Here is a 20,176-nt window from a genome sequence, read left to right on the forward strand (position 1 = left end):
CGGTCATTCCGCCAAGGAAAAGCCGAAAACATCCTCGGAAGTATGATAAATATTTCTACAAACTTCGCCATCTCGTCGAGAACGCTTTCCTGCTTCTCAAAAGATGGCACGGTATTGCGACTCGCTACGCTAAAAATGCCGCTTCTTTCGCTGCTGCTGTCCAAATACGTTGTATTGCTATTTGGCTCCTTCTTTATTGACGACACCATCTAAATGACATCTGAATTGATGCTATTAGACCAACAGTCACATGGCATAGAGTTGCCATGTGACTGTTTTGCAGTTTGAACACAACTTCTATTTGCGTCTCACGATGAGATTTATTTCATATTTTCGTGTGTAATACTATATAGAAAAGCAGGACGGTCATACCGTCCTGCAAAAGCAAATAGTTTTACTTGGGTATAATCACGCAGGATTTTCATTCTCATAATTACATCGGAAGTATATTCAGTCGATCTATCTTTCCATCCTCGGTTTCAGAGGAAAGATAGGCAACTACAGGAACAACTTTCCCATGATATACAATGAAGTACCATGCCACGTTTTCTTCCATAAATTTTACTCCGCTAATGGGGAACGGACCCCCATTGTAGCCGAATTTATGGTGAAACATCATTTCTACCGCCATTTTTCCGGACAGATGCAGAGGGTCCTCGCCTACCATCGTCCAAGATGAATCGTGGAGAACACTGTCTTTGGCGAACAGGTCAGCCAAGGCACACTCGTCGCCTTTGCGCATACAATCAATGTACTGTTCCAATAATGTCATCTCAATCGCCTCCTTTAAAAGCGCTCGGAGCGCATAAGTGCGTCGATGCCGCCATCTACAAATAATACCACACCATTGATACCGCTGGCCTTTTTTGAGGCCAAGAAAACGATTGCATTGGCAATCTCCTCTGCATCAAGGAATTCCCTCGTGCCATAACGTGTGGGGATCGGAATGAGCAGAGCAGCATCCTTTTGTTGCTCTGTCAGATTTTTGGTCATAGGTGTAGTGGTGTTGCCAGGAGCAACGGCATTGATTCGTAGGCCGTCCACTGCCCAAGAAGGGGAAACCCGGCGTACCCAACGGGCCAGAGCACATTTGGAAGAGCTGTACACCGAAGCAGCTTGAGCCTGTGGAATCATACGGGCCAGGTCCATACCTCGATCCCGATTACGCAAATTGCTCAACAGTTCAACCCAGTCCATTCGAACACTGGAATTGGTGATGGAATTGGAACTGGTCATCACGCAGCAGCCCTTTTTCTTAGCCAGCAGGGGCCGCAATCCTTCAGCGATGTAAGTGCCGGCATAGAAATTCAACGAGAAAATCTTTTCTGGCGGTGCGGTAGGGCCTACACCTGCATTGCTGATGAGGCCATCAATACCGTCAGGATACTTTTCCGTAACCGCACGAATGGCGGTGCTTACACCTTCATCGGTTGACAGGTCAACCTCTATATCGCCACCGCGATAATCAATGTTGAATACCTCATGCCCAGCTCCAAACAAGAGCCGCCTGACTTCCGCACCGATTCCAGTTGTGCCACCGGTTATAACGTAGCTTCCCATGTTTGCCTCACTCACTTTCTTATCTTATTTTATTTAGCAAAGATTCCGAATAGGAAACCCTGTTCTTTACCAGATTACCATGTGGCTTTTTAAAATGCAATATTCCAATAGTAAAATTGCAAAATTTTGGCGTAGCGCACTGATATGACAGGAACTTTTCATTTAAAATGACTGTGTTGTTTCTTATCGGAGAATACTCCATCAAAAAGTTTTTAATTTTATGCTATAAGTACTGCTTGACAATCTGTAAGCTAAGAAGATACAATAAGAAAAAGGAAGTGGAATAAATGAACTCATCTGAAAAGACAGCCGCTTTGCTCAAACTTTTAGGGCAAGCTCCCTATGTACATAGTGTGACAGATCTGGGGGCAAAAATTGAATGCAGCAAAAGCGGTACCTTCAAATTGCTTAATGCTTTAGTGAATAGTGGTCTTGCTGCTCAAACAGTAAACCGCAAGTACACTTTGGGGCCGGTTATTTACATTCTAGGTAAAACTTATGAGGATAAAATCGGCTTGTCCAGAATGGTAAAGCCCTATTTGATTCGTCTGCGGGATTTGACGGGAGAAAACGCCTCTTTCAGTATGCTGATTAACGGAAAAGCTAACTTGGTTTATCGGGAAGAAAGTTTACAAGCAGTGCGTGTAGCAGGAGATGTAGGTCAAGAAAGGCCATTATATGCTGGAGCAACCGGAAAAATCTTGGGTGCATTTCAGGAGGATGATGTCATACGTAAGCGTCTAATGGATGAGCCACTGATCGCCTTTACAGAGTTGACTATTACCTCTCCTGGTGCACTGTTGGAGGAATATGCCAAAATACGAGAGCAAGGCTATGCTATCAGTGATGGAGAACTGAACATCGAAACAGTAGGAATTGGTGCGCCTATCCGGGACGATTCAGGCAGTGTGTGGGCTGCCATCTCTATTGGTGCACCCAGGATGCGGGTAGACGCAGTGCGAAGAGAGAGATATATTTTCTTAGTGAAAGAAATTGCTAGTGAGATGTCCCGTGATCTGATGCAGGGGACCATCGGACAGTCGTTATAGCGAAAGAAGAACAATATCAAGTGTGATTTCCATATAGAAAACTTTGCCGTCGTTTTTGATTAAAACGGCGGCAAAAAACTGTTTATACATCTGAAAATAATCTATTTTACCCAAAAGGTCTTGCGGACGAAGCAGTAATGTGTTAGCATATAGGCATTCTAGGTTTCCACTCAGGAAACTATTAACCGAATTCATTTGAAGGAGTGCTGCAAAATGGATCTTAGTCAGGTAGAAGTTTACAACAAGGAAGTCGCTGAACTGCGTGCCCAACGCGATGCCGATTACGCTGAGTATGAGGCTGCTGGCCGTATTTGGGGACTGGTTCCCCGTGAGCGGATCACCAAGATCAAGTTTCCCCGCGTGAAGAAAGAGATCATCGACGGCTACCTCTCCATGGAGGATATGTCCACCACTGTCTCCGACGTGCTGGATTCCTACGGTATTGATGGGGCCATCCCCACCTCTTACCTGAAGCCCGTCATTCCCGGCAGCAAGATTTGTGGCCCCGCCGTGACCATTCGTAATATCCCCGTCCGTAAGACCCCCACCCAGGGCGCTCACGACCATGACTTCATTGCCATGTCTACCCGGGACATCTACTATATCGGCGAGCCCGGCGACGTGCTGGTATCCGACTTCGGTGGCAACCTGGATGTTTCCAATATGGGCGGCCAGAGCTGCACCGTGGGCAAAAGCTGCGGCTTTGCTGGCAACATCGTAAACGGCTGCTGCCGAGACGTGTCCTCCATCCGGGAGTATAATTACCCCGTCTTTTCCTGCGGCACCACGCAGATTACCGGTAAATACCGCATGGAGTGCGTGGAGATGAACGGTCCCGTCACTCTGTGCGGCAAGCTGGTCACCCCCGGCGACCTGATGGTGGCCGACGATTCCGGTGTGTGTATTGTCCCCTATGAACTGGCCGAGAAGGTGCTGGAGGAATGCCTGAAAATCGCCGCTGCCGAAGAACGGATGCGTCAGCTGATTGAGACTAAGGCCCCTATTTCCGAACTGCGGCCCCTGTTCCGTTCCCGTTACAAGTAATCAATTTGAAAGCGAGAGATTAAATCATGAAGAAACTTTTTTCGCTGCTTCTGGCCTCGGCGTTAATGCTGTCACTTGTTTCTTGCGGTGGCGGGGCTGGCAGCAATCCCGGCTCGGCAGCATCAACCGGTAACGGTGTGACTGATGGTGAATTTAAGTTTACCCAACCTATTACCGTAGTGGTTCCCTTCAAAGCGGGCAGCGCTACCGACAATCAAATCCGCCTGATGCAGTCTGACTTGGAAGATGCCTTGGGAACCACTCTCGTCATTGTCAATGCTGAGGGTGGATCTGGAACTATCGGCACTACCGAATTTTTGAACAATTACAAACCCGATGGCTATACAATCCTTTACACTTTGGCAACTCCGGTTGTTTATAAGCCCCTCAGTGGCGACACCGCCTATACCTATGATGACCTGACTTCCGTAGCCCGTACCTCCAGTCAGCCCATGTATTTGATTATGGCGGATTCCAACCCTATGTCCAATGCGGAGGATGTGCTTCAGTACATCAAGGACAACCCCGGCAAATTCACTTATTCACACGTGGGTAACGGCGGCAACGGCCATCTGGCTTTCGCCTCCTTCCTGGTAGGAGAAGGACTCCAGGCCACCTCCGTTCCCTATCCCGGCGGCACTGCCGACTGCTATACCGCTACTATGGGCGGCGAAGTCGATTCCTGCGTCTATGGTGAGGCTGATTTGCTGGCGCGTGAGGATGCACACGGTGTTATCAATCTGGGCAGTCCCTCCACTGTGGAGTCTTTGAAGGATGTCCCTACTCTGGCCGACCTGGGCTATGAGGGTTACGAGACCAACAACATGGCTGGCTTCTTCTATCACAAGGATACTCCCGCTAGTGCAGTAACCGCCTTTGAGCAAGCGGTGCAGACTGTTCTGACCAATGAGGAGTTCGTTACCCGTGCCACTGAGGCTGGTTTTGTCCCCAGCTTTGGTACCGGTGCGGAGATGGATGAGCAATCCACCAAATCCATTGAGGTTGCTACTCCTGTCATCGAAGCGATGGGCTGATGCCTTCCACTGCAAACTACAATGCGGCTCGCAGGGCCTATCTCCTGTGGGCCGCACTGTAAAGAAAGGTAGTGCGGTATGCAAAAAAAGAATTGTTTTACCTCCCTGATTTGTGCTGCTATATTCCTCTTTTTCCTGTTCCAGTGCAATTCTCTCAGCGAGACAGCCGCCTATTGGCCCCGTATGATTTGCGTGGTTGGTTTGGTTTTGTCTGTGTTAGAAACTGTACTGGAAGGGATCAAGTGGGTTAAGACCGCAGGAGATCAGGAAAAGCTTTGGCCCCTCACCGGTGAGCAGACCAAGCGCAGTCTGATCCTGCTTGGACTGCTGGTTTTGTGGATTGCGGGCCTAACTACGATTGGTTTTTTGGTCAGCTCCATTGTGGCGCTGTGTGCGATTGCCATTATTTTTGAACCGGTCAAAGACAAAAAGCATCTGATTCGGGACATAGTGGTCTGTGTCCTGTTTGGGATTCTCTTTTACATCACCTTCAAGTTCCTTGGGATTCACTTCCCCAGAGCACTGCTGATTTAAGGAGGGGACTGCAATGCAAGATATTTTAACTTACTTTGTTCAGGCGCTGGCCCCCTTCAACCTGATGGTAGTCCTGCTGGGTACTATAGTGGGTATCATTGTGGGTGCATTGCCCGGTTTTACCGCTACTATGGGTATCGCCATTTTGATTCCACTTACCTACACTTGGGATGCTACCACCGCTTTAATATTCTTGGGTGCCATATATTGCGGCTCAATGTTCGGCGGCTCCATTTCCGCAATTCTGATTAACACTCCGGGGACGGCTGCGGCTGCTGCCACTGCTATGGATGGTTACGCCATGACCAAGCATGGCCGGGCCCATGAAGCTTTGACCGAAGCTGCGGTAGCTTCTTTCTGGGGTGGACAGGCCAGTACCATTGCCCTGCTGTTTTTCGCTCCCGCAATGGCGAAATGGGCCTTTAATTTTGGGGCTCAGGAAAAATTCCTCATGGCTGCTTTTGGTCTGACTATTATTGCATCCCTCTCCACTAAAAGTATTCTTAAAGGGCTGATGATGGGGTGTATGGGGTTGCTGATTGCCTGTGTAGGAATGGACCCGGTAATGGGTCGGGCACGCTTTACCTTTGGCAGTACCTATCTGATGGGCGGTATCACCATGATCCCCGCAGTTATTGGCCTGTTCAGCGTGTCTCAAGTATTGGGGACCTTAAAAGATTCCTTGAAACCAGCCAATCCAGATGATGTTGCCCGGTATAAGGCCTCCCGTGTCCATTTAAAAGATTTTGTCCGCTACCCTGTGACCTATCTGCGATCTTCTATCATCGGTATTATTGTAGGTATTGTTCCTGGTACAGGCGGCGATGTGTCCAGCTATGTAGCCTACAACATGGGTAAAATGTTCTCTAAAGAGCGGGATCAATTTGGAGATGGTGCTCGTGAGGGCGTAGCCTGTTGTGAGGCGGCCAACAACGCAGTCACCGGCGGCACCCTTATTCCGACCTTGACCCTGGGTATTCCTGGCAACGCTACCACTGCGATCCTGCTGTCTGGGCTGACCATTCACAGCTTGACCCCCGGCTATAGCCTTTTTACAACAGGGAAGAACATTACTTATCCTTTCATTATGGCGCTGTTTTTAGCCAATGTGGCCTTTGTCATCATTGGTTTACTAGGCGCAAAATATTTTGCTAGAGTTACTTTAACGCCTCAAAATATCTTGTCTGCCTGCGTATTGAATTTGAGCCTAATTGGCTGTTACGGTGTGCGGGGTAATGTACGGGACGTCTACGCTATGCTGATTTTTGGCGTGATTGGCTATCTGCTTAAACTCTACAAGTTCAATATTGTGCCCATCGTATTGGGCATGATCTTGGGTGACATTGCAGAGGAGGCTCTCCAGCAAGGGTTAATCCTCTATGAGAACGACCTCCCAGCTATGTTTTCCACCTTCTTCCAGCGCCCGATTTGCATCGTACTGATGCTCCTAATGGTAGTTTCCATCTGTGCTCCCATTGTCATGGAGCGACGGAGCAAGTCAAAGTAATCCCAGTGCATCCGGCTCTGAAAATCCAGCCTGGTGCGGAGCCTTTTTAATAGGCAGTTCCTCTACCCTAGTTTCCGGAAAAGCGGCCAGGTACGGGTTTTACCGTTTCCTGAGCCGCTTTTCCAATGTTGAAAGCGGGTGCTATTTTTGAAAGAAAACGAGTTGGATTTGACACAAGGCAGCGTTTCTGTGTTGTTAATTCAATTTGCTCTACCTATTTTGTTGGGGCAGATATTCCAAAATCTTTATAATAGTGTAGATTCTCTGATTGTTGGACAATTTGTGGGGAAAGAAGCCCTAGCTGCTGTTACCTGCTGCTCTGACATCTCTCAACTTTTAGTAGGCTTTTTTACCGGACTATCTGCTGGAGCAGGTATTCTGTTGTCCCGTCTCTATGGAGCCAAGGACCACCCTACTTTACGGAGAGCGCTTCATACCGCATTGGTGTTCTCTTCAATTTTGGGCCTGTTTATGGATTTGATGGGAATTGTTTCCACACCTTTACTGCTTTCCCTTACTGAATGTCCACAAGATGTATATGGTTTAGCTGTGTTATATCTTCAAGTATATTTTGTAGGCATTTTATTTTCATCCCTATATAATATGGGAGCAGGTATTTTGAGGGCAGTAGGTGATTCCAAGCGTCCACTGGCTTATCTTATCATTGCCAGTACAATCAATATTTTGTTAGATGTATTGTTCGTAGTAGAGTTGAAGTTGGGGGTTATGGGTGTTGCAATGGCCACGGTAATTTCTCAGTTTCTCTCTGTCATGCTGGTAGTTCAACAACTTATGTGCAAAGGACAACTTTACCAACTTTCCATTCGGGAATTGTATGTTGATTGGAGGCTCCTAAAGGAAATTGTCAATTTAGGTATTCCAGCGGCACTCCAGGCCAGCCTGCTGTCACTATCAAATCTTTTTGTCCAGAGGTACATCAATCTATTTGGTTCGGCAGCTATGGCCGGAGTGGGCGCAGCGAAAAAAATTGACAAATTCATCGGATTGATTTCTCAATCTCTTGGGCTGGCCATTACAACATTTATTAGCCAGAATCTAGGGCTTGTTTGAAAAATAGTGAAGGCTGAGCTAAATCAACAAAATAGCGATAGCGGCAATGTAAACGAAAGCGAGAAAAGACGCATCCAATTTGTCATATCTGGTGGCGATTCTGCGAAACCATTTGAGCTTTTGGAAGAAGCATTCAACCAAATGACGCTCTTTATATAAGCACCAGTCTACCGGCCATGGCTCAGAAACATTGCTCTGCGGTGGGATCACATAGCTGGCTCCTTGTTCCGAGATGTAAGCTCGGATCGTCTTTGCCCCATAAGCCCGGTCTGCTAATACATTGCTGCCGCTGATTTTTACCTTTTCCAGCAGTTCAACAGCGTGGACTGAATCATGGTCATTCCCTGCAGACAGCATGAATTCAACCGGATTCCCCAGTCCATCCACAATAGCGTGCAGCTTTGTGTTCAACCCACCTCTGGTCCGCCCAACTGCCTTATCCGCCGTTTTTTCCCCCTCCGTTGGCACTCTCGTGAACCTTGATGCAGGTAGAGTCCAGGCTCAGGTTTTCCATATCCGCATCTGCGGTCAATGCGCGAAATATGGTTTCCAATGTACCATCGTCCCGCCATTTGGCAAATCGGGCATACACAGACTGCCAGGGGCCATACGCCTCCGGCAATTCGCGCCACTGTGCTCCGCTGCGGACGATCCAAAGCATCCCATTGAGCATATTTCGATCATCTTTCCGAGGTCGGCCTCGTTTCCCCGTCCTCCCTGCTGGAAGCCAACTTCTTCACGCGTTCCCATTGTGCTTTTGTCAATTCATATCGCTTCATGGCTCTATTTTCGCACTTTTATTTGGTTTGTGCAACATTTATTTTTCAAACAAGCCCTAGTCCTGCAATCCGCTTGTGTATCTGTTTCCAGTTCAGCATGACCGTATCATAATTGCCCTCGGAAAAATCGTCAGCGCGGGACAGCTTGATTCCTTTGCCGTCGTGCCATTCGTCAAATCCAATGTAGCCATGCCCGCCGATGCCGTATTCATTTTTCAGAAAGGCAATGCACTCGGCGGCGTCATGGCCCTGCATGAAGTAGGAGTAGATGCGGAACTTGCCCTCGGAAACCCCGGAGCCGCCGGTGAGCTGGCGGGTGATTTCATCCTCGGTGACAAATGCGCCACGGGCAGGGGAAAAACCCGCTGCCGCCTGAAAAGCCGTTACCGGCTTATCCATATCGGTCAGGCGGGTATATAAATCATGGGGCGGTATCTGCTGGCGGAACCGTAACAGTTCCGGGTTCCGCTGATGGGCGCTTGCAAGCTGCGTTACCTCCTGCGCGATTTTGGCGCGTTCTGACGGGTCTTTTAAGAGTGCGGCAATCTTTTCCGTGCTGTCCGGGAAACCGCCGTACAGCGCGTCAATGGTGGGCAGTAAGCCCTTTTCCCTTGCTTCGTCGCTGAAATTCTGGCGCAGATACCACAGCTTTTCGGACAGTTCCCGAAACTCGTTGTCCCGCGCCGCGTCGATGTTGTCCTGGCTGGCAAACTGGCCGTCTTTCAGAAGCTGGCTAATCTGTGCCGCCGCCTGCTTCCATGTGACAAGGGAACCTCCCCCGGCAGAACGTCCCGGCGCGATGTGGATGCCGCTTTGACTGAACCACAAAGAATACTCATGCCCCGCAATGTTAAGCCCTTTGCCGCCGGTGCGGTATTCCTTTTGCAGAAAATCGGCGGCAAGTTCTTCCGGCGGGTCTTTCTGGAAAAGGGCCACGATACGCAAAATACTGTTTCGCTCATTGCTGCCGCTGGTGAGGGCGCGCCCGATGACGGCATCCGTCACTTTTCCGGCGGCAGCGGCGGGGCGGAGTTCCTGCTCGGTTTTCTGCACATGGGCAATGGTTTCAATCTGCTGTTCCACGGTAGGGAACAGGGAAAACTGTGTAAATGCCGGCTTTGCAGACGCAGAAACGGCGGGCTGTTCGCCCGCCGCCTGCTGGTTTTCCTGATTTACTTGTAAACGATCTCGTTCAGTACCATTTCCTCCGCCTGTGCGGTGAAGCTGTTGACCGCCTGCACCCATCCCATCTGGTCGCGGGCTTTCATCGCTTCGTCCACGTGGTTCTGTTTCTTTAAGTCCGCCACGATCCGGTCTACCTGCTCCTGTGCCTGCTGGTCGATCTCCCGCAGGTGGGCTTCCAGCCGCCCGGTCAGAAGCATCGAGGTGTACCGTCCCTTGTGCCGTTCTTGGAGAAAGGTCTGCCGCATCCGTCCGTACTTGCCCAGCGGCATTTCCTCCATCCCGTCCTCCCCGTCCATCATCAGGTCGGGAATCTGGTAATCGCCCATCTTCTTGTATGCCAGTTCTGCCATTTTCTATGCTCCTTTCTTCGCTTTCATACTTTAACGTGCTAAATTCTTCCTTGCCTTTAGTATAACCGATCACCGGCTCTTTTGCAAGGGTTTTTTCCCTGTTTTTTTGACGGTTCTGCGCTTTTTCTTTCTCTGCCTGCCGGATGCCCTTTTTCACTTCCAGCAGCATATTCATGGACACTTCGCTGGCGGCGCTGCCTAAGTGGTGGAGGACGGCGGGGGTGGAAAATTCACTGATGCCGTCAAAATCTTCATCGTCCAGATAGTCGGCGGCGTTTAGGCCGCAGCGGGTGAGGATCGTGTACTGGACGCTGGCCGTCAGGAGGTTGCGGAAACGCACTTCCAGGTTGAGGTCGTCCAGTTCCTCCAAAAGACTGCCCTGGGTGTCATAGGCAAGGTCGGCCAGAAGTTCGGGGTACACTTCCTCTACCGCGTGTTTTGCCTGCTCCATCAGCGCCTGCCCGATGTCCTGGCTTTCCATTTCTCCGTACCGCTTCACGAGCGTATCCAGGACGGCGGCGTGGTGTTCGTCTTTCAGTTCCCACAGATAGGGCATCCTCGCGCCCCGCACCGGGCGGGTGTCCGCCACATCGAAAACATAGGTCAGGCGCGGGCGGATGCCGTCCTTATTGATGAGCGCAATGCCCTTGGAGCCGGCCTTGACCCAGCGGCGCATATCCTCATTCCACAGTTCCATGCTGGCGCAGGCGGTGGCGTCCGGGCGCTGGGCGTAGATTAAAAGCTGTTCATCAAACGAGTATTTCTAAAGATATTGTCAAGGGGGAATGTAAGATTGAATTTTTACCTTTTTAGTTTTCTTTATTCTTTCAAAGGCAACCGCCGCCACTCATACAGAGAGGCGGCGGTTATAATCAGCATTATTTCAGCAGTACCTCCAAATCACTCTCCGGGGTTGTGATCGGGGCAATGTGATAATGCTCCGCCAGATACTGCAACACGTTGGGCGACAAGAACGCCGGAAGTGTAGGCCCCAAGCGGATATTTTGGATTCCCAGGTGTAAAAGCGTCAGCAGGATGCACACAGCCTTCTGCTCATACCAGGAAAGAACCATTGACAGCGGCAGATCGTTTACACCACATGAAAAAGTCTCTGCCAGGGCCACAGCCACTTGGATGGCACTGTATGCGTCATTGCATTGTCCCATATCCATCAGGCGGGGAAGTCCGGCAACGGTGCCAAGATCCAGGTCATTGAACCGGTACTTGCCACAGGCAAGAGTAAGTACGATACTGTCAGGAGGTGTCTGCTTTACAAACTCAGTATAGTAGCTGCGCCCTGGCTTTGCTCCATCGCAGCCGCCAACCAGGAAGAAATGTCTGACCACTCCGCTTTTGACTGCTTTGACCACTTTGTCCGCAACGGACAAGACCGCGTGACGCCCAAAGCCGGTTGTGACGGTTCTTCCGCCATTGATACCAGTAAACTGCATGGCTGTGGGGTAGCCGCCCAGTTCCAAGGCTTTTTGGATTACCGGCGAGAAGTCCTTTTCCGGCCCAATGTGAACCAGCCCCGGATATGAGACGGCTTCCGTCGTAAACACCCGGTCCGCGTAGCTTGTTTTCGGCGGCATGAGACAGTTTGTTGTAAAAAGGACCGGAGCGGGGATAGAAGCAAATTCCTTTTGCTGATTCTGCCAAGCAGTGCCGAAATTCCCTTTGAGATGGGGGTACTTTTTTAGTTCCGGATAACCGTGAGCCGGGAGCATTTCACCGTGGGTATAAATATTGATGCCCTTGTCCTTGGTCTGCTCCAAGAGTTGTTTCAAATCAAAGAGATCATGTCCGGAAATGACAATAAACGGCCCTTTCTCCACAGTCAAACTCACTTCTGTTGGAACGGGATTACCATAGGTTTCCGTATTAGCCTTATCCAGCAGCTCCATGCATTTCAGATTAACCGCTCCGACTTCCAGGACGATAGGGAGAAGTTCATCCATCCCCCAGTCCTCCATACCGACAGCAAAGAGGGCCTTATAAAAGAAGTGGTCTATTTCCGGGTCCGTATAGCCCAGGACAGCAGCGTGATACGCATAGGCGGCCATACCCCGGATGCCAAACAGAATCAGCGACTTCAGAGAGCGAATATCCTCCCCAGCAGTCCACAGATGCTCCATGTCATAGTCATCGTTCTTCCCGCAGGCTGAGGTACACTCATAGCAGAGAGGAACAATCTGCCGCTTTACCTCATCCACACGCCGGAGCAGAGCAGAAAGGGCCTCCTTGTCAAAATTCACATTCGTAATTGTCGCAAACAACCCTTCCCGCACAACCTGATTGGCGGCATGGCTAATCAGATGCCCATTTCCGTCTATAGTCCTTGCGAGGCCAATCAATTTCCCAGTAAGCTGATCCTGCATTTCAGCAATACCGGCCTGCTTACCACATACGCCAGAATTTCCAGTACAGCCTTTGCATCCCGCTGTCTGTTCACACTGGAAGCAAAACATTTTCTGTTCCATCACAGTTTCCACCTCGTAATTATTCTAAAATTTTTCCGTCCGTAGAAATAGTCACCACATTCCACGGAATAAACTTCCCGCTCTCCTGCAAGGCCTGTTTGACCGCGTTTTCGATTCCGCCGCAACAGGGAACTTCCATTCGTACTATGGTTACGCTCTTGATGTCATTTCCAGAAATGATTTGCGTCAGCTTTTCAGCATAGTCCCCCTCGTCCAGCTTGGGGCAGCCGATGAGCGTCACATGGCCGCGGATGAACACATCGTGGAAATTGCCATAGGCATAGGCGGTACAGTCTGCGGCAATGAGCAGCTTCGCACCGCTAAAGTATGGGGCGTTCACTGGCACCAGCTTAATCTGTACTGGCCATTGGATCAGCTGGCTGGCGGCAGGTGTCTGTGCGGCAGGGGCAACGTAAGAATCTCGGTGAATCGTCTTTGCGTTTGTTCCGGGACAACCGCAAGGCAGAGGCGCGCTCTTCTGTTTAGCGGCCATCACAGCCGCATGGTCATAGGCGGGCGCTTCTCGTATCTCAAAGCTGATCGCCTCCGTGGGGCAGGCGGGCAGGCAGTCACCCAGACCATCGCAGTAGTCCTCACGAGTGAGCCTCGCCTTACCGTCTACCATCTCAATAGCTCCCTCATGACAGGCAGCGGCACAGGCTCCGCATCCGTTACACTTTTCTTCATCGATATGAATTATTTTGCGAACCATAAAATTTTCCTTTCCGGTCAACTGTATTCTTTGAATCCCTGTTGACATCTTGGAATCAGTATAGTATGATTTACGTGTTTTGTATGTTGAAATTTCAACAAAGGGAACAAATCTATGGAAAAATATTTTGAAGTATTGTGCATGTGTCCGCTGTTTCGGGATATTGCGCATTGGGAACTGACTAAGGCTCTACGTTGCCTCAACGCCAGGGTATCTTCCTTTGAAAAAGGAGAAGCCGTGATGAACGAGGGTGAACCAGCAAAATATGTGGGAATTGTCCTAACGGGCAGTTTTCAAATTGTACGGACGGATTTCTTTGGTAATCGAAGCATGATTGCCAACCTTGTTCCTGGTGAATTATTTGGGGAATCCTTTGCTTGTGCAGGAGTGGAGGCAGTCCCGGTTTCTGTGCTGGCATCGGAGGCTGCGGAGGTTATGCTGATTGACTGTTTGAAAATTTGTCATTCATGCAGTAATGCTTGTCAATTCCATCAACAGATGATTTATAATCTTCTTCAAATTGTTGCGGCAAAGAATTTGATGTTTCACCAAAAAATCGAGGTCACATCCAAGCGCACGACACATGAAAAGCTGATGGCGTATCTGATGCTTCAAGCTAAACAATTTGGCAGTCTGGAATTTGAAATACCATATGATCGCCAGGAGTTGGCAGATTATCTGGAAGTAGAGCGCAGTGGGTTGTCGGCGGAAATCGGAAAACTGCGTCGGCAAGGGGTCATTGAAGCAGACCGCAACAGATTCAAGATATACAAACCGTTTGATGTTTGAGGCATGAAAACATAGCGGTAGCAAGTAGCGGCAAGCAATGCGCCGGTATATACCCGGCGCTCGCTTGTTGGTGGCTGATGATTTTGTCAATATGAGTTGACACAATTCACGCAAGGAATATAGGATCTAAGCAGCAGCCGCAGTGAGGGACAGATAGAAGCGCTCTCTCTTGACAGCGGGTGGAAGGCCGCCGTTGGCGGAGCAGATACGGCGGTTGTTCCAGTAGCTCATAAAGTAACGCCAAATAAGAGATCTGAGTTCCTCCACGGTCAGCTGTTCAGTGTCCAGGCGGTCATAGAACAGTTCGCTCTTCATCCTGGCCCACATACTCTCGCAGCGGGCGTTGTCGTGGCATCGGCCACCGGCACGATTCATGCTCTGGCGGATGTCGTATTGGGTGACGGCCTGGCGGTAGGCGGCGCTGGTATACTGGCTGCCTCTGTCGGAATGGATGATGGCACCTTTCAGACCAGGATAAGCGGCTGCGGCGTTTTCCAGCGTCCGGACGCACAGCTCCGCGCGCATATTCGTCTCCATAGCCAGGCCGAGGACAGTCACATCAAAGCAGTCAAAGATGGCGGATACATACAATTTTCCGTCCTTTGCCTTGACCTCTGTGATATCCGTGACGCATTTTTCCAAAGGCCTCTGTGCGGAAAAGTCCCGTTTCAGCAGATCGTCGGACTTCATCGCCTCCCGGTCTTCCCTGGTGATCGCGTTGGGCTTGCGCTTCGGGCGGTGGCTCAGGCCAAGGCGTTCCATCACCCGGTACACCGTCCGCTCGCAGGGGATGGCGATCCCCTCCGGAGCTTTCAGCTCCAGAGCCTGGCGCATCCGAGTCCGTCCGTAAGTATCGTTGCAGGCGTCCTCCGCCACGATCTCCAGCATCGCATCCGCCAGCACCTGGTATTTCCACGGACGGTCCCGGTTGGCCAAATACTGGTAGAAGCCCTGCCGGCTGACTCCCAATACCGAGCAGTAAAACGCGATCTTTCCCTTCTTTTCGCCGTCTTCTGTCCTGAGCGCGATATACTTCATTCTTTGCTCCTTACTGACTTCCGACGGCTGGCGGCAAAAAAAGCGCTGGCTTCCTCCAAAAATTCGTTCTCTTCTTTCAATCGCCGATTGGCCTTTTCCAGCTCCTTGACCTGCCTGCGCAGCATCGTGATCTCCTCTGCCAGGCTCATCGCGCTGCCTGGCGTGTGGCTGCCTTCCCCCACCTCCAGGCGCCCCTCCCGCACCGCTTTCAGCCAGGCGTGGATCGTCCCTTTCGGGATGCCCAGCTCCTTCGCCGCTTTGTCTCCGCCGATCTCTCTGGCCAGCTTTACGGCCTGTACCTTGTACTCTTTATCGTAGCTTCGAGCCATTGCCTTTCCTCCTTCTTCTTCTCTTTTTTCTACTCCCTTGAGGAAAAGGTGTCAACTTTTTTTATACCATATCATGACGCCCCCAAGCCCCCGTAAGGACCGGCGCGGTCGCGCCGGTCCTTTTAAGCCGCCTTCGGCGTCTGCGCGTCGGAACAAACTCCACTCCGCTGCGCCCGCCTGACGGCGGGCATCCGCTCCATTCCGTTGTCCCTCCTTCTCCCCACACAACCCGCTTCGCTGGGTTTGCGTGGGGACCCCCATAATGCAGGGAGAGAAAAATCATTATCGTGCCTCCTGCTGGCGGTTGCGATTTTTCTCTTTCTCCGTCACGCCCAAAATCCGCTCCACGTTGTTTTTAGCGGTGAGCAGTTCAATCATTTTCGCCTTTGCCTGCTTGTACTCTGGATACCACTTTTTCTTCTTGGCCTGCAAGGTGGCATACTCCTGTTTCAGCGATTGCATAGACGGCAGCTTTTTCAAACCGAGAGAATTGAAGTACTGCTTCGCCGCTTGACAACCTTCGATCTCGCTGGTATGCTGTTCGTAAAACTTGGCCTGTTTCCTGCCTGTCAGTTTCCGATATTGGGCGTAAACCTCACGGTTCTTGGAGTACGTTCCAATGTGCCGTTGCAGTTCGGAAATGTCTTTCATTCTTTGTTCAGCGGCTTTCATCTGGTCGCCCAAATCGTTGAATTTCTGCGCCGCCGCATCACAGGCTTTCTCCAATTCTCCAAAATCAGTCAGACCCTTTTCCTGCAAGTAGATGACCGTCTTTGCCATCTCTTTGAGGTTGAAGATTTTTGCCCACCGCTCGAATCCGGGAGAGTTGGCCTGCTGCATTTTTGCTTGAATGTCAATCAGCAAATTGGGCTTGGACCTTGCCGCCGCCTTTGCCCTTGGAGCGACAATCCGTTTACCGGAAATGCGTTCCATAATTGCCGCTTCGGAGTAGTCCGCGCCGAGGGAATCACAGCGCACGAACCTCTTGCCGTGGGGGATTTTGAACGCAAGATGTTTGCCCCGCTTAACCTCCGCTCCCGCCGTTTTCATAGCGGCGAGGAAGCTGTCAAAATCCTTGCAGTCTTGACCGAGGGTGGTGTCGATGATCTGCTCCAACTGCCCTCGGACGGTGGGCGGTTTGTCCTCACCTAACCATGTGCCGTAGTTACCCCGGCTGGGCTTCGGCTCCGCAATCACCGACAGGCCATTTTCCAGGCACAGCATATCTGAAATTCTACGAACCGCAAACGAGGATCGCCAGAAGTTTCGGAATTTCCTGGTGCAGTCTATGGCGGTCGAGTTGAACACGATATGAGAATGAATGTGCTGTTTGTCAACGTGGGTACAGACAATAAAAGCGTGTTTCCCCTTGGTCAGCGACATAGCCAGGTCATAGCCAATCTTGTTTGCCAGTTCCGGGGTGATCTCCCCCGGCTTGAAGGACTGCCGCAGGTGGTAGGCAATCACATCATTGTCCTTCCATTCCCTGCCGGTAATGACGGCATACTGCCGCTTGGAAAATAGAAACTCCTGGTCAGCAATAGACGGGTTACACTGGTAAGCCGTGACCAGATTGCCGCCGTTTGTTTTCTCTGGATTCTTCACATAGTCCGTCACCCGACCCAGGGCCTCTGCCACGGTCCGTCCCTTGCCGCTGTGCAGGGGCATCAAGCGCGTTGTTGCCATCTTTGTGTTATTTTAGAACTAAACTCAGAAAGCCCTGAAAACACGGGACTTTGTGATGTTAGTTCTGTTTTTTGACCCAAAACAGAGGATAACAAAAGCGCAGGGCGGCGCAAGGAGGGTAGGACGCCCACTGGTACAATAAAACAAGGCTTCATAGAGCGGGTATCGCTGTCGGAGAAATCCGGCGGTCGGTATCCGCTCTTTTTTTGTGTCCACAGACTGGTACATAGGCGTGTATCCTGCCCCATCGAGGGGGCTGGGTACACGCCTTTTTTCTTTTTCCCATAAACCCACATTGAGAAAGCGAGGTGAACACAAATGCCAAGAGCAAAGAAAAAAGAGGCGGAGGCACCGACCGGAGCCGTGGCGGAGACCGTCCAGCGGATGCCCCTCTCCCAACTGCACCCTTTTGAAGGGCATCCCTTCAAGGTGCTGGATGACGATGCTATGACGGAGACCGTGGATAGCATCCGGCAGATGGGCGTTGCCAATCCCCTTATCGTGCGCCCGGACCCGGACGGCGGGTATGAGATCATCTCCGGCCACCGCCGCCACCATGCCGCAGAACTGGCGGGACTGGATGCCATCCCCGTCATTGTCCGGGAACTGGACGATGACGCCGCCGTCATCATGATGGTGGACTCCAACCTCCAGCGGGAGAACATCCTGCCCAGCGAGAGGGCAAAAGCCTACAAGATGAAACTGGAGGCTTTGAAGCATCAGGGGAGCCGGACCGACCTGACTTGTGAGCAAGACGCGCACAAGTTGGACGGGAAAAAATCCAGGGACATCATCGCGGAACAAGCCGGTACGAGCAAGGACTCGGTGCGCCGCTTTATCCGCCTGACAGAGCTGATCCCCGAAATCCTGGATATGGTGGACGAGAAAAAAATCTCCATGACGCCCGCGGTGGAGCTGTCCTACCTGAAGCCGGAGGAACAGCGGAACTTCCTGGAGGCGATGGACTACGCCCAGGCCGCACCCTCTGTGTCGCAGGCCCAGCGCATGAAGAAAAAGAGCCAGGAGAGCGGCTGCACCCTGGAGGATATGTGCGGCATCATGGACGAGATGAAGAAGGACGACATGGGACAGATCGCTTTCAAGACCAGCGACTTGCAGAAGTTCTTCCCCAAGTCCTACACGCCCAGGCAGATGAGCGACACCATCCTCCACCTGCTGGAACAGTGGCAGAGGCGGCGGCAGCGGGACCAGCAACGGTGACACGCCCCCTTTTGCGGGGCGCATTTTTATGAAACGGAAAAGGAGCATCTACGCTTATGAACAGTATCCATTTTCACTTCAACGGTGATGTGAACATCAACCTGTCCCTGCCCGACAGCGCGGACAGGCCCGGCTACAAAAAGCTGGTGGACTCCCTGGAGGACTATCTGCACGACGCGGCGGAGGAGGCCGCTGTCACGGAGGCCGAGGCGGACTCCATCGTGATGGTGATGCGCCCGGACAAGACCCCGGAGGTCATGCAGGAGACCCAGTGCTGGGACGAGATCGAGAGCAGGGGCAAGTACGACTGCCTGGAGGTCGTGTCGGACGATGCCCTGGATGTGGCGGGGCTGGCTATCGTCTTTGACGGGCGTCGCGTCCTGAACCTGGGCAGGGAGCGGTATCTGCTTGGCCCCGTGATCGTCTACAAGTACGATGAGGACGGGGACGGCGTTTCCCTCTCGGCGGAGGACGTGATCGCCGCCGTGGTCTACTTCGCCGACCATACCGTGACCCTCTACGCCGATGGGAAGGACTTCCCGGCGTTCCACATCTGAGGCGCCGGCGTCATGCCTCCGGCGCCGTTTCCGCAGAAAGGGGGAATGAGATTTGCAGGAGGAAGTAGAGAACAGGACAGTGAACCTGATGATAAGCACCAGCAAGCTGACCGGGCGGACGCTGGTGGCGGCGTTCCGAAAATACTGCCAGCACCGGGCGCGGGTCAAGGGCTGCAAGGCGGCGGAGGGCGACCACGGAAAGATGACGGTGGAGAAGCTGATCCGCAAGGACCAGGGGGCGCAGCAGATCGACATCGCAAAGAGCGGCATCCGGGACTTTGAGCGGGTGCTGAACAAGTACGGCGTGGACTACGCCATCCGCAAGGACGTGTCCCAGGAGCCGCCCCGCTTCATGGTGTTCTTCAAGGCGAAGGACGCCGATGTGCTGACCGCCGCCTTCAAGGAGTATTCCGTGAAGCTGTCCCGGAAAGAGAAGCGCCCCAGCGTCCTGAAAGCCCTGGCGCACCTGAAAGAGCTTGCCAAGTCCATCCCCTCCAAGGTGCGGGAGAAGAACCAGGAGCGTGAGCGATGAACCAGAAAACAAAGAAACTCATCATCCTGAACCTCCCCTATGCCATCATCGGGCTGTTCTGCTCCAATATCGGGGAGGCGTGGCGTATCGCGGAGGGTACGGACATCTCCACAAAGCTCCTCGGCTTCTTCACCTCGATGGGTACGGCGTGGGGGAACCCCATGCCCAGCTTCCACCCCTTCGACCTGTGCATCGGGCTTGCCATCGGCGCGGCGTTCCGGCTGGTGGTGTATGTGCGGAGCAAGAACGCCAGGAAATACCGCCACGGGGAGGAATACGGGAGCGCCAGATGAGGTGCATAATCTTAACTGTAAGCAACACATATATTGACGCAGGAGGGTATGCACATGAATGACTACAGCAAAATCACAGCCCTTTACTCCCGCTTATCCGTGGGGGACGAGGACAGGGACGGCGGCGAAAGCAACTCCATACAGAACCAGAAGAAATTTCTGGAAAGCTATGCCAGACAGCTAAAATTAACCAATATCCGGCACTACATTGACGATGACGAAAGCGGCAGATTTTTTGACCGCTCTGCCTACTCCCGCATGATTGAGGACGTGGAAAACGGCAAAATCGGCGTGTGCATTATGAAAGACATGACCCGCTGGGGACGCGACTATGATTTTGTCAATATGAGTTGACACAATTCACGCAAGGAATATAGGATCTAAGCAGCAGCCGCAGTGAGGGACAGATAGAAGCGCTCTCTCTTG

General features: G+C 51.7%; 20 protein-coding genes and 3 pseudogenes. 13 read left to right on the forward strand and 10 right to left on the reverse strand.

Going from position 1 to position 20,176, the window contains the following annotated elements:
- On the forward strand, positions 1-200 hold a 200-nt coding region (locus C814_RS23430), incomplete at its 5' end, for a transposase (protein ID WP_155846342.1).
- 233 nt (positions 201-433) lie between these two features.
- Here C814_RS23430 and C814_RS07895 read toward each other — a convergent pair.
- Positions 434-772, reverse strand: a complete 339-nt coding sequence (locus C814_RS07895) for a hypothetical protein (RefSeq protein ID WP_016315128.1) — start codon at positions 770-772, stop codon at positions 434-436.
- A gap of 14 nt (positions 773-786) precedes the next feature.
- Positions 787-1,560 carry an SDR family oxidoreductase gene (locus C814_RS07900; protein ID WP_016315129.1) on the reverse strand — a complete coding sequence of 258 codons (774 nt, stop codon included), beginning with the start codon at positions 1,558-1,560 and terminating at the stop codon, positions 787-789.
- 287 nt (positions 1,561-1,847) lie between these two features.
- Here C814_RS07900 and C814_RS07905 point away from each other — a divergent pair, with 287 nt between their 5' ends.
- The 6 genes from C814_RS07905 to C814_RS07930 all read left to right on the forward strand — a co-directional run bounded on the left by C814_RS07905 (position 1,848) and on the right by C814_RS07930 (position 7,799).
- A complete protein-coding gene (locus C814_RS07905) occupies positions 1,848-2,609 on the forward strand; it encodes an IclR family transcriptional regulator (RefSeq protein ID WP_016315130.1) in 762 nt (253 codons plus the stop codon).
- 213 nt (positions 2,610-2,822) lie between these two features.
- Positions 2,823-3,653, forward strand: coding sequence for an RraA family protein (locus C814_RS07910; RefSeq protein ID WP_016315131.1), 831 nt, complete (start codon positions 2,823-2,825; stop codon positions 3,651-3,653).
- Positions 3,654-3,679: 26 nt separating this feature from the next.
- Positions 3,680-4,687 (forward strand): tripartite tricarboxylate transporter substrate binding protein, encoded by a 1,008-nt coding sequence (locus C814_RS07915; RefSeq protein ID WP_016315132.1) that lies wholly within the window; start codon positions 3,680-3,682, stop codon positions 4,685-4,687.
- A gap of 78 nt (positions 4,688-4,765) precedes the next feature.
- Positions 4,766-5,221, forward strand: a complete 456-nt coding sequence (locus C814_RS07920; protein ID WP_016315133.1) for a tripartite tricarboxylate transporter TctB family protein — start codon at positions 4,766-4,768, stop codon at positions 5,219-5,221.
- 13 nt (positions 5,222-5,234) lie between these two features.
- Positions 5,235-6,728, forward strand: a complete 1,494-nt coding sequence (locus C814_RS07925) for a tripartite tricarboxylate transporter permease (protein WP_016315134.1) — start codon at positions 5,235-5,237, stop codon at positions 6,726-6,728.
- A 147-nt stretch (positions 6,729-6,875) separates the two neighbouring features.
- Positions 6,876-7,799 (forward strand): MATE family efflux transporter, encoded by a 924-nt coding sequence (locus C814_RS07930; protein ID WP_051142423.1) that lies wholly within the window; start codon positions 6,876-6,878, stop codon positions 7,797-7,799.
- Between the two features lie 18 nt (positions 7,800-7,817).
- On the opposite strand, the pseudogene C814_RS22795 reads toward C814_RS07930, so the two are convergent.
- The 5 genes and pseudogenes from C814_RS22795 to C814_RS07950 all read right to left on the reverse strand — a co-directional run bounded on the left by C814_RS22795 (position 7,818) and on the right by C814_RS07950 (position 13,305).
- A pseudogene (locus C814_RS22795) lies at positions 7,818-8,578 on the reverse strand (IS5 family transposase).
- Between the two features lie 45 nt (positions 8,579-8,623).
- Complete coding sequence (locus tag C814_RS22800) at positions 8,624-9,823, reverse strand: hypothetical protein (protein ID WP_196809897.1); 1,200 nt, start codon at positions 9,821-9,823, stop codon at positions 8,624-8,626.
- A complete protein-coding gene (locus C814_RS22805) occupies positions 9,751-10,113 on the reverse strand; it encodes a TnpV protein (RefSeq protein WP_022788224.1) in 363 nt (120 codons plus the stop codon). Before C814_RS22805 ends, C814_RS22800 begins: the two co-directional genes overlap by 73 nt.
- An 878-nt stretch (positions 10,114-10,991) precedes the next feature.
- Positions 10,992-12,593 carry a hydroxylamine reductase gene (hcp, locus tag C814_RS07945; RefSeq protein WP_016315139.1) on the reverse strand — a complete coding sequence of 534 codons (1,602 nt, stop codon included), beginning with the start codon at positions 12,591-12,593 and terminating at the stop codon, positions 10,992-10,994.
- 19 nt (positions 12,594-12,612) lie between these two features.
- Positions 12,613-13,305: an ATP-binding protein gene (locus tag C814_RS07950; protein ID WP_016315140.1), complete on the reverse strand. Its 693-nt coding sequence runs from the start codon at positions 13,303-13,305 to the stop codon at positions 12,613-12,615.
- Positions 13,306-13,419: 114 nt separating this feature from the next.
- Here C814_RS07950 and C814_RS07955 point away from each other — a divergent pair, with 114 nt between their 5' ends.
- Entirely contained in the window at positions 13,420-14,094 is a 675-nt protein-coding gene (locus C814_RS07955) for a Crp/Fnr family transcriptional regulator (protein WP_022788226.1), read from the forward strand.
- Positions 14,095-14,220: 126 nt separating this feature from the next.
- On the opposite strand, the gene C814_RS07960 is transcribed toward C814_RS07955, so the two are convergent.
- From C814_RS07960 to C814_RS07975, 3 genes are all read right to left on the reverse strand, one after another.
- Positions 14,221-15,132, reverse strand: coding sequence for an IS3 family transposase (locus tag C814_RS07960; RefSeq protein WP_016315142.1), 912 nt, complete (start codon positions 15,130-15,132; stop codon positions 14,221-14,223).
- Positions 15,129-15,461, reverse strand: a complete 333-nt coding sequence (locus tag C814_RS07965; protein WP_016315143.1) for a transposase — start codon at positions 15,459-15,461, stop codon at positions 15,129-15,131. Before C814_RS07965 ends, C814_RS07960 begins: the two co-directional genes overlap by 4 nt.
- Positions 15,462-15,743: 282 nt before the next feature.
- Positions 15,744-17,147: a relaxase/mobilization nuclease domain-containing protein gene (locus tag C814_RS07975; RefSeq protein ID WP_022788228.1), complete on the reverse strand. Its 1,404-nt coding sequence runs from the start codon at positions 17,145-17,147 to the stop codon at positions 15,744-15,746.
- Between the two features lie 318 nt (positions 17,148-17,465).
- On the opposite strand from C814_RS07975, the gene C814_RS07980 reads away from it, so the two are divergent.
- From C814_RS07980 to C814_RS08000, 5 genes and pseudogenes are all read left to right on the forward strand, one after another.
- Entirely contained in the window at positions 17,466-18,368 is a 903-nt protein-coding gene (locus C814_RS07980) for a ParB/RepB/Spo0J family partition protein (protein ID WP_016315146.1), read from the forward strand.
- 56 nt (positions 18,369-18,424) lie between these two features.
- Entirely contained in the window at positions 18,425-18,925 is a 501-nt protein-coding gene (locus tag C814_RS07985; protein WP_016315147.1) for a hypothetical protein, read from the forward strand.
- A 52-nt stretch (positions 18,926-18,977) separates the two neighbouring features.
- Entirely contained in the window at positions 18,978-19,457 is a 480-nt protein-coding gene (locus tag C814_RS07990) for a PcfB family protein (RefSeq protein ID WP_016315148.1), read from the forward strand.
- Positions 19,454-19,747: pseudogene (locus C814_RS07995) on the forward strand (type IV secretory system conjugative DNA transfer family protein); the annotation flags it as partial. The gene C814_RS07990 and the pseudogene C814_RS07995, both read left to right, overlap by 4 nt.
- Before the next feature lie 57 nt (positions 19,748-19,804).
- A pseudogene (locus C814_RS08000) lies at positions 19,805-20,083 on the forward strand (recombinase family protein); the annotation flags it as partial.
- Positions 20,084-20,176: the final 93 nt, after the last annotated feature.

The organism is Anaerotruncus sp. G3(2012) (assembly GCF_000403395.2).
Lineage (GTDB): Bacteria > Bacillota > Clostridia > Oscillospirales > Ruminococcaceae > Anaerotruncus.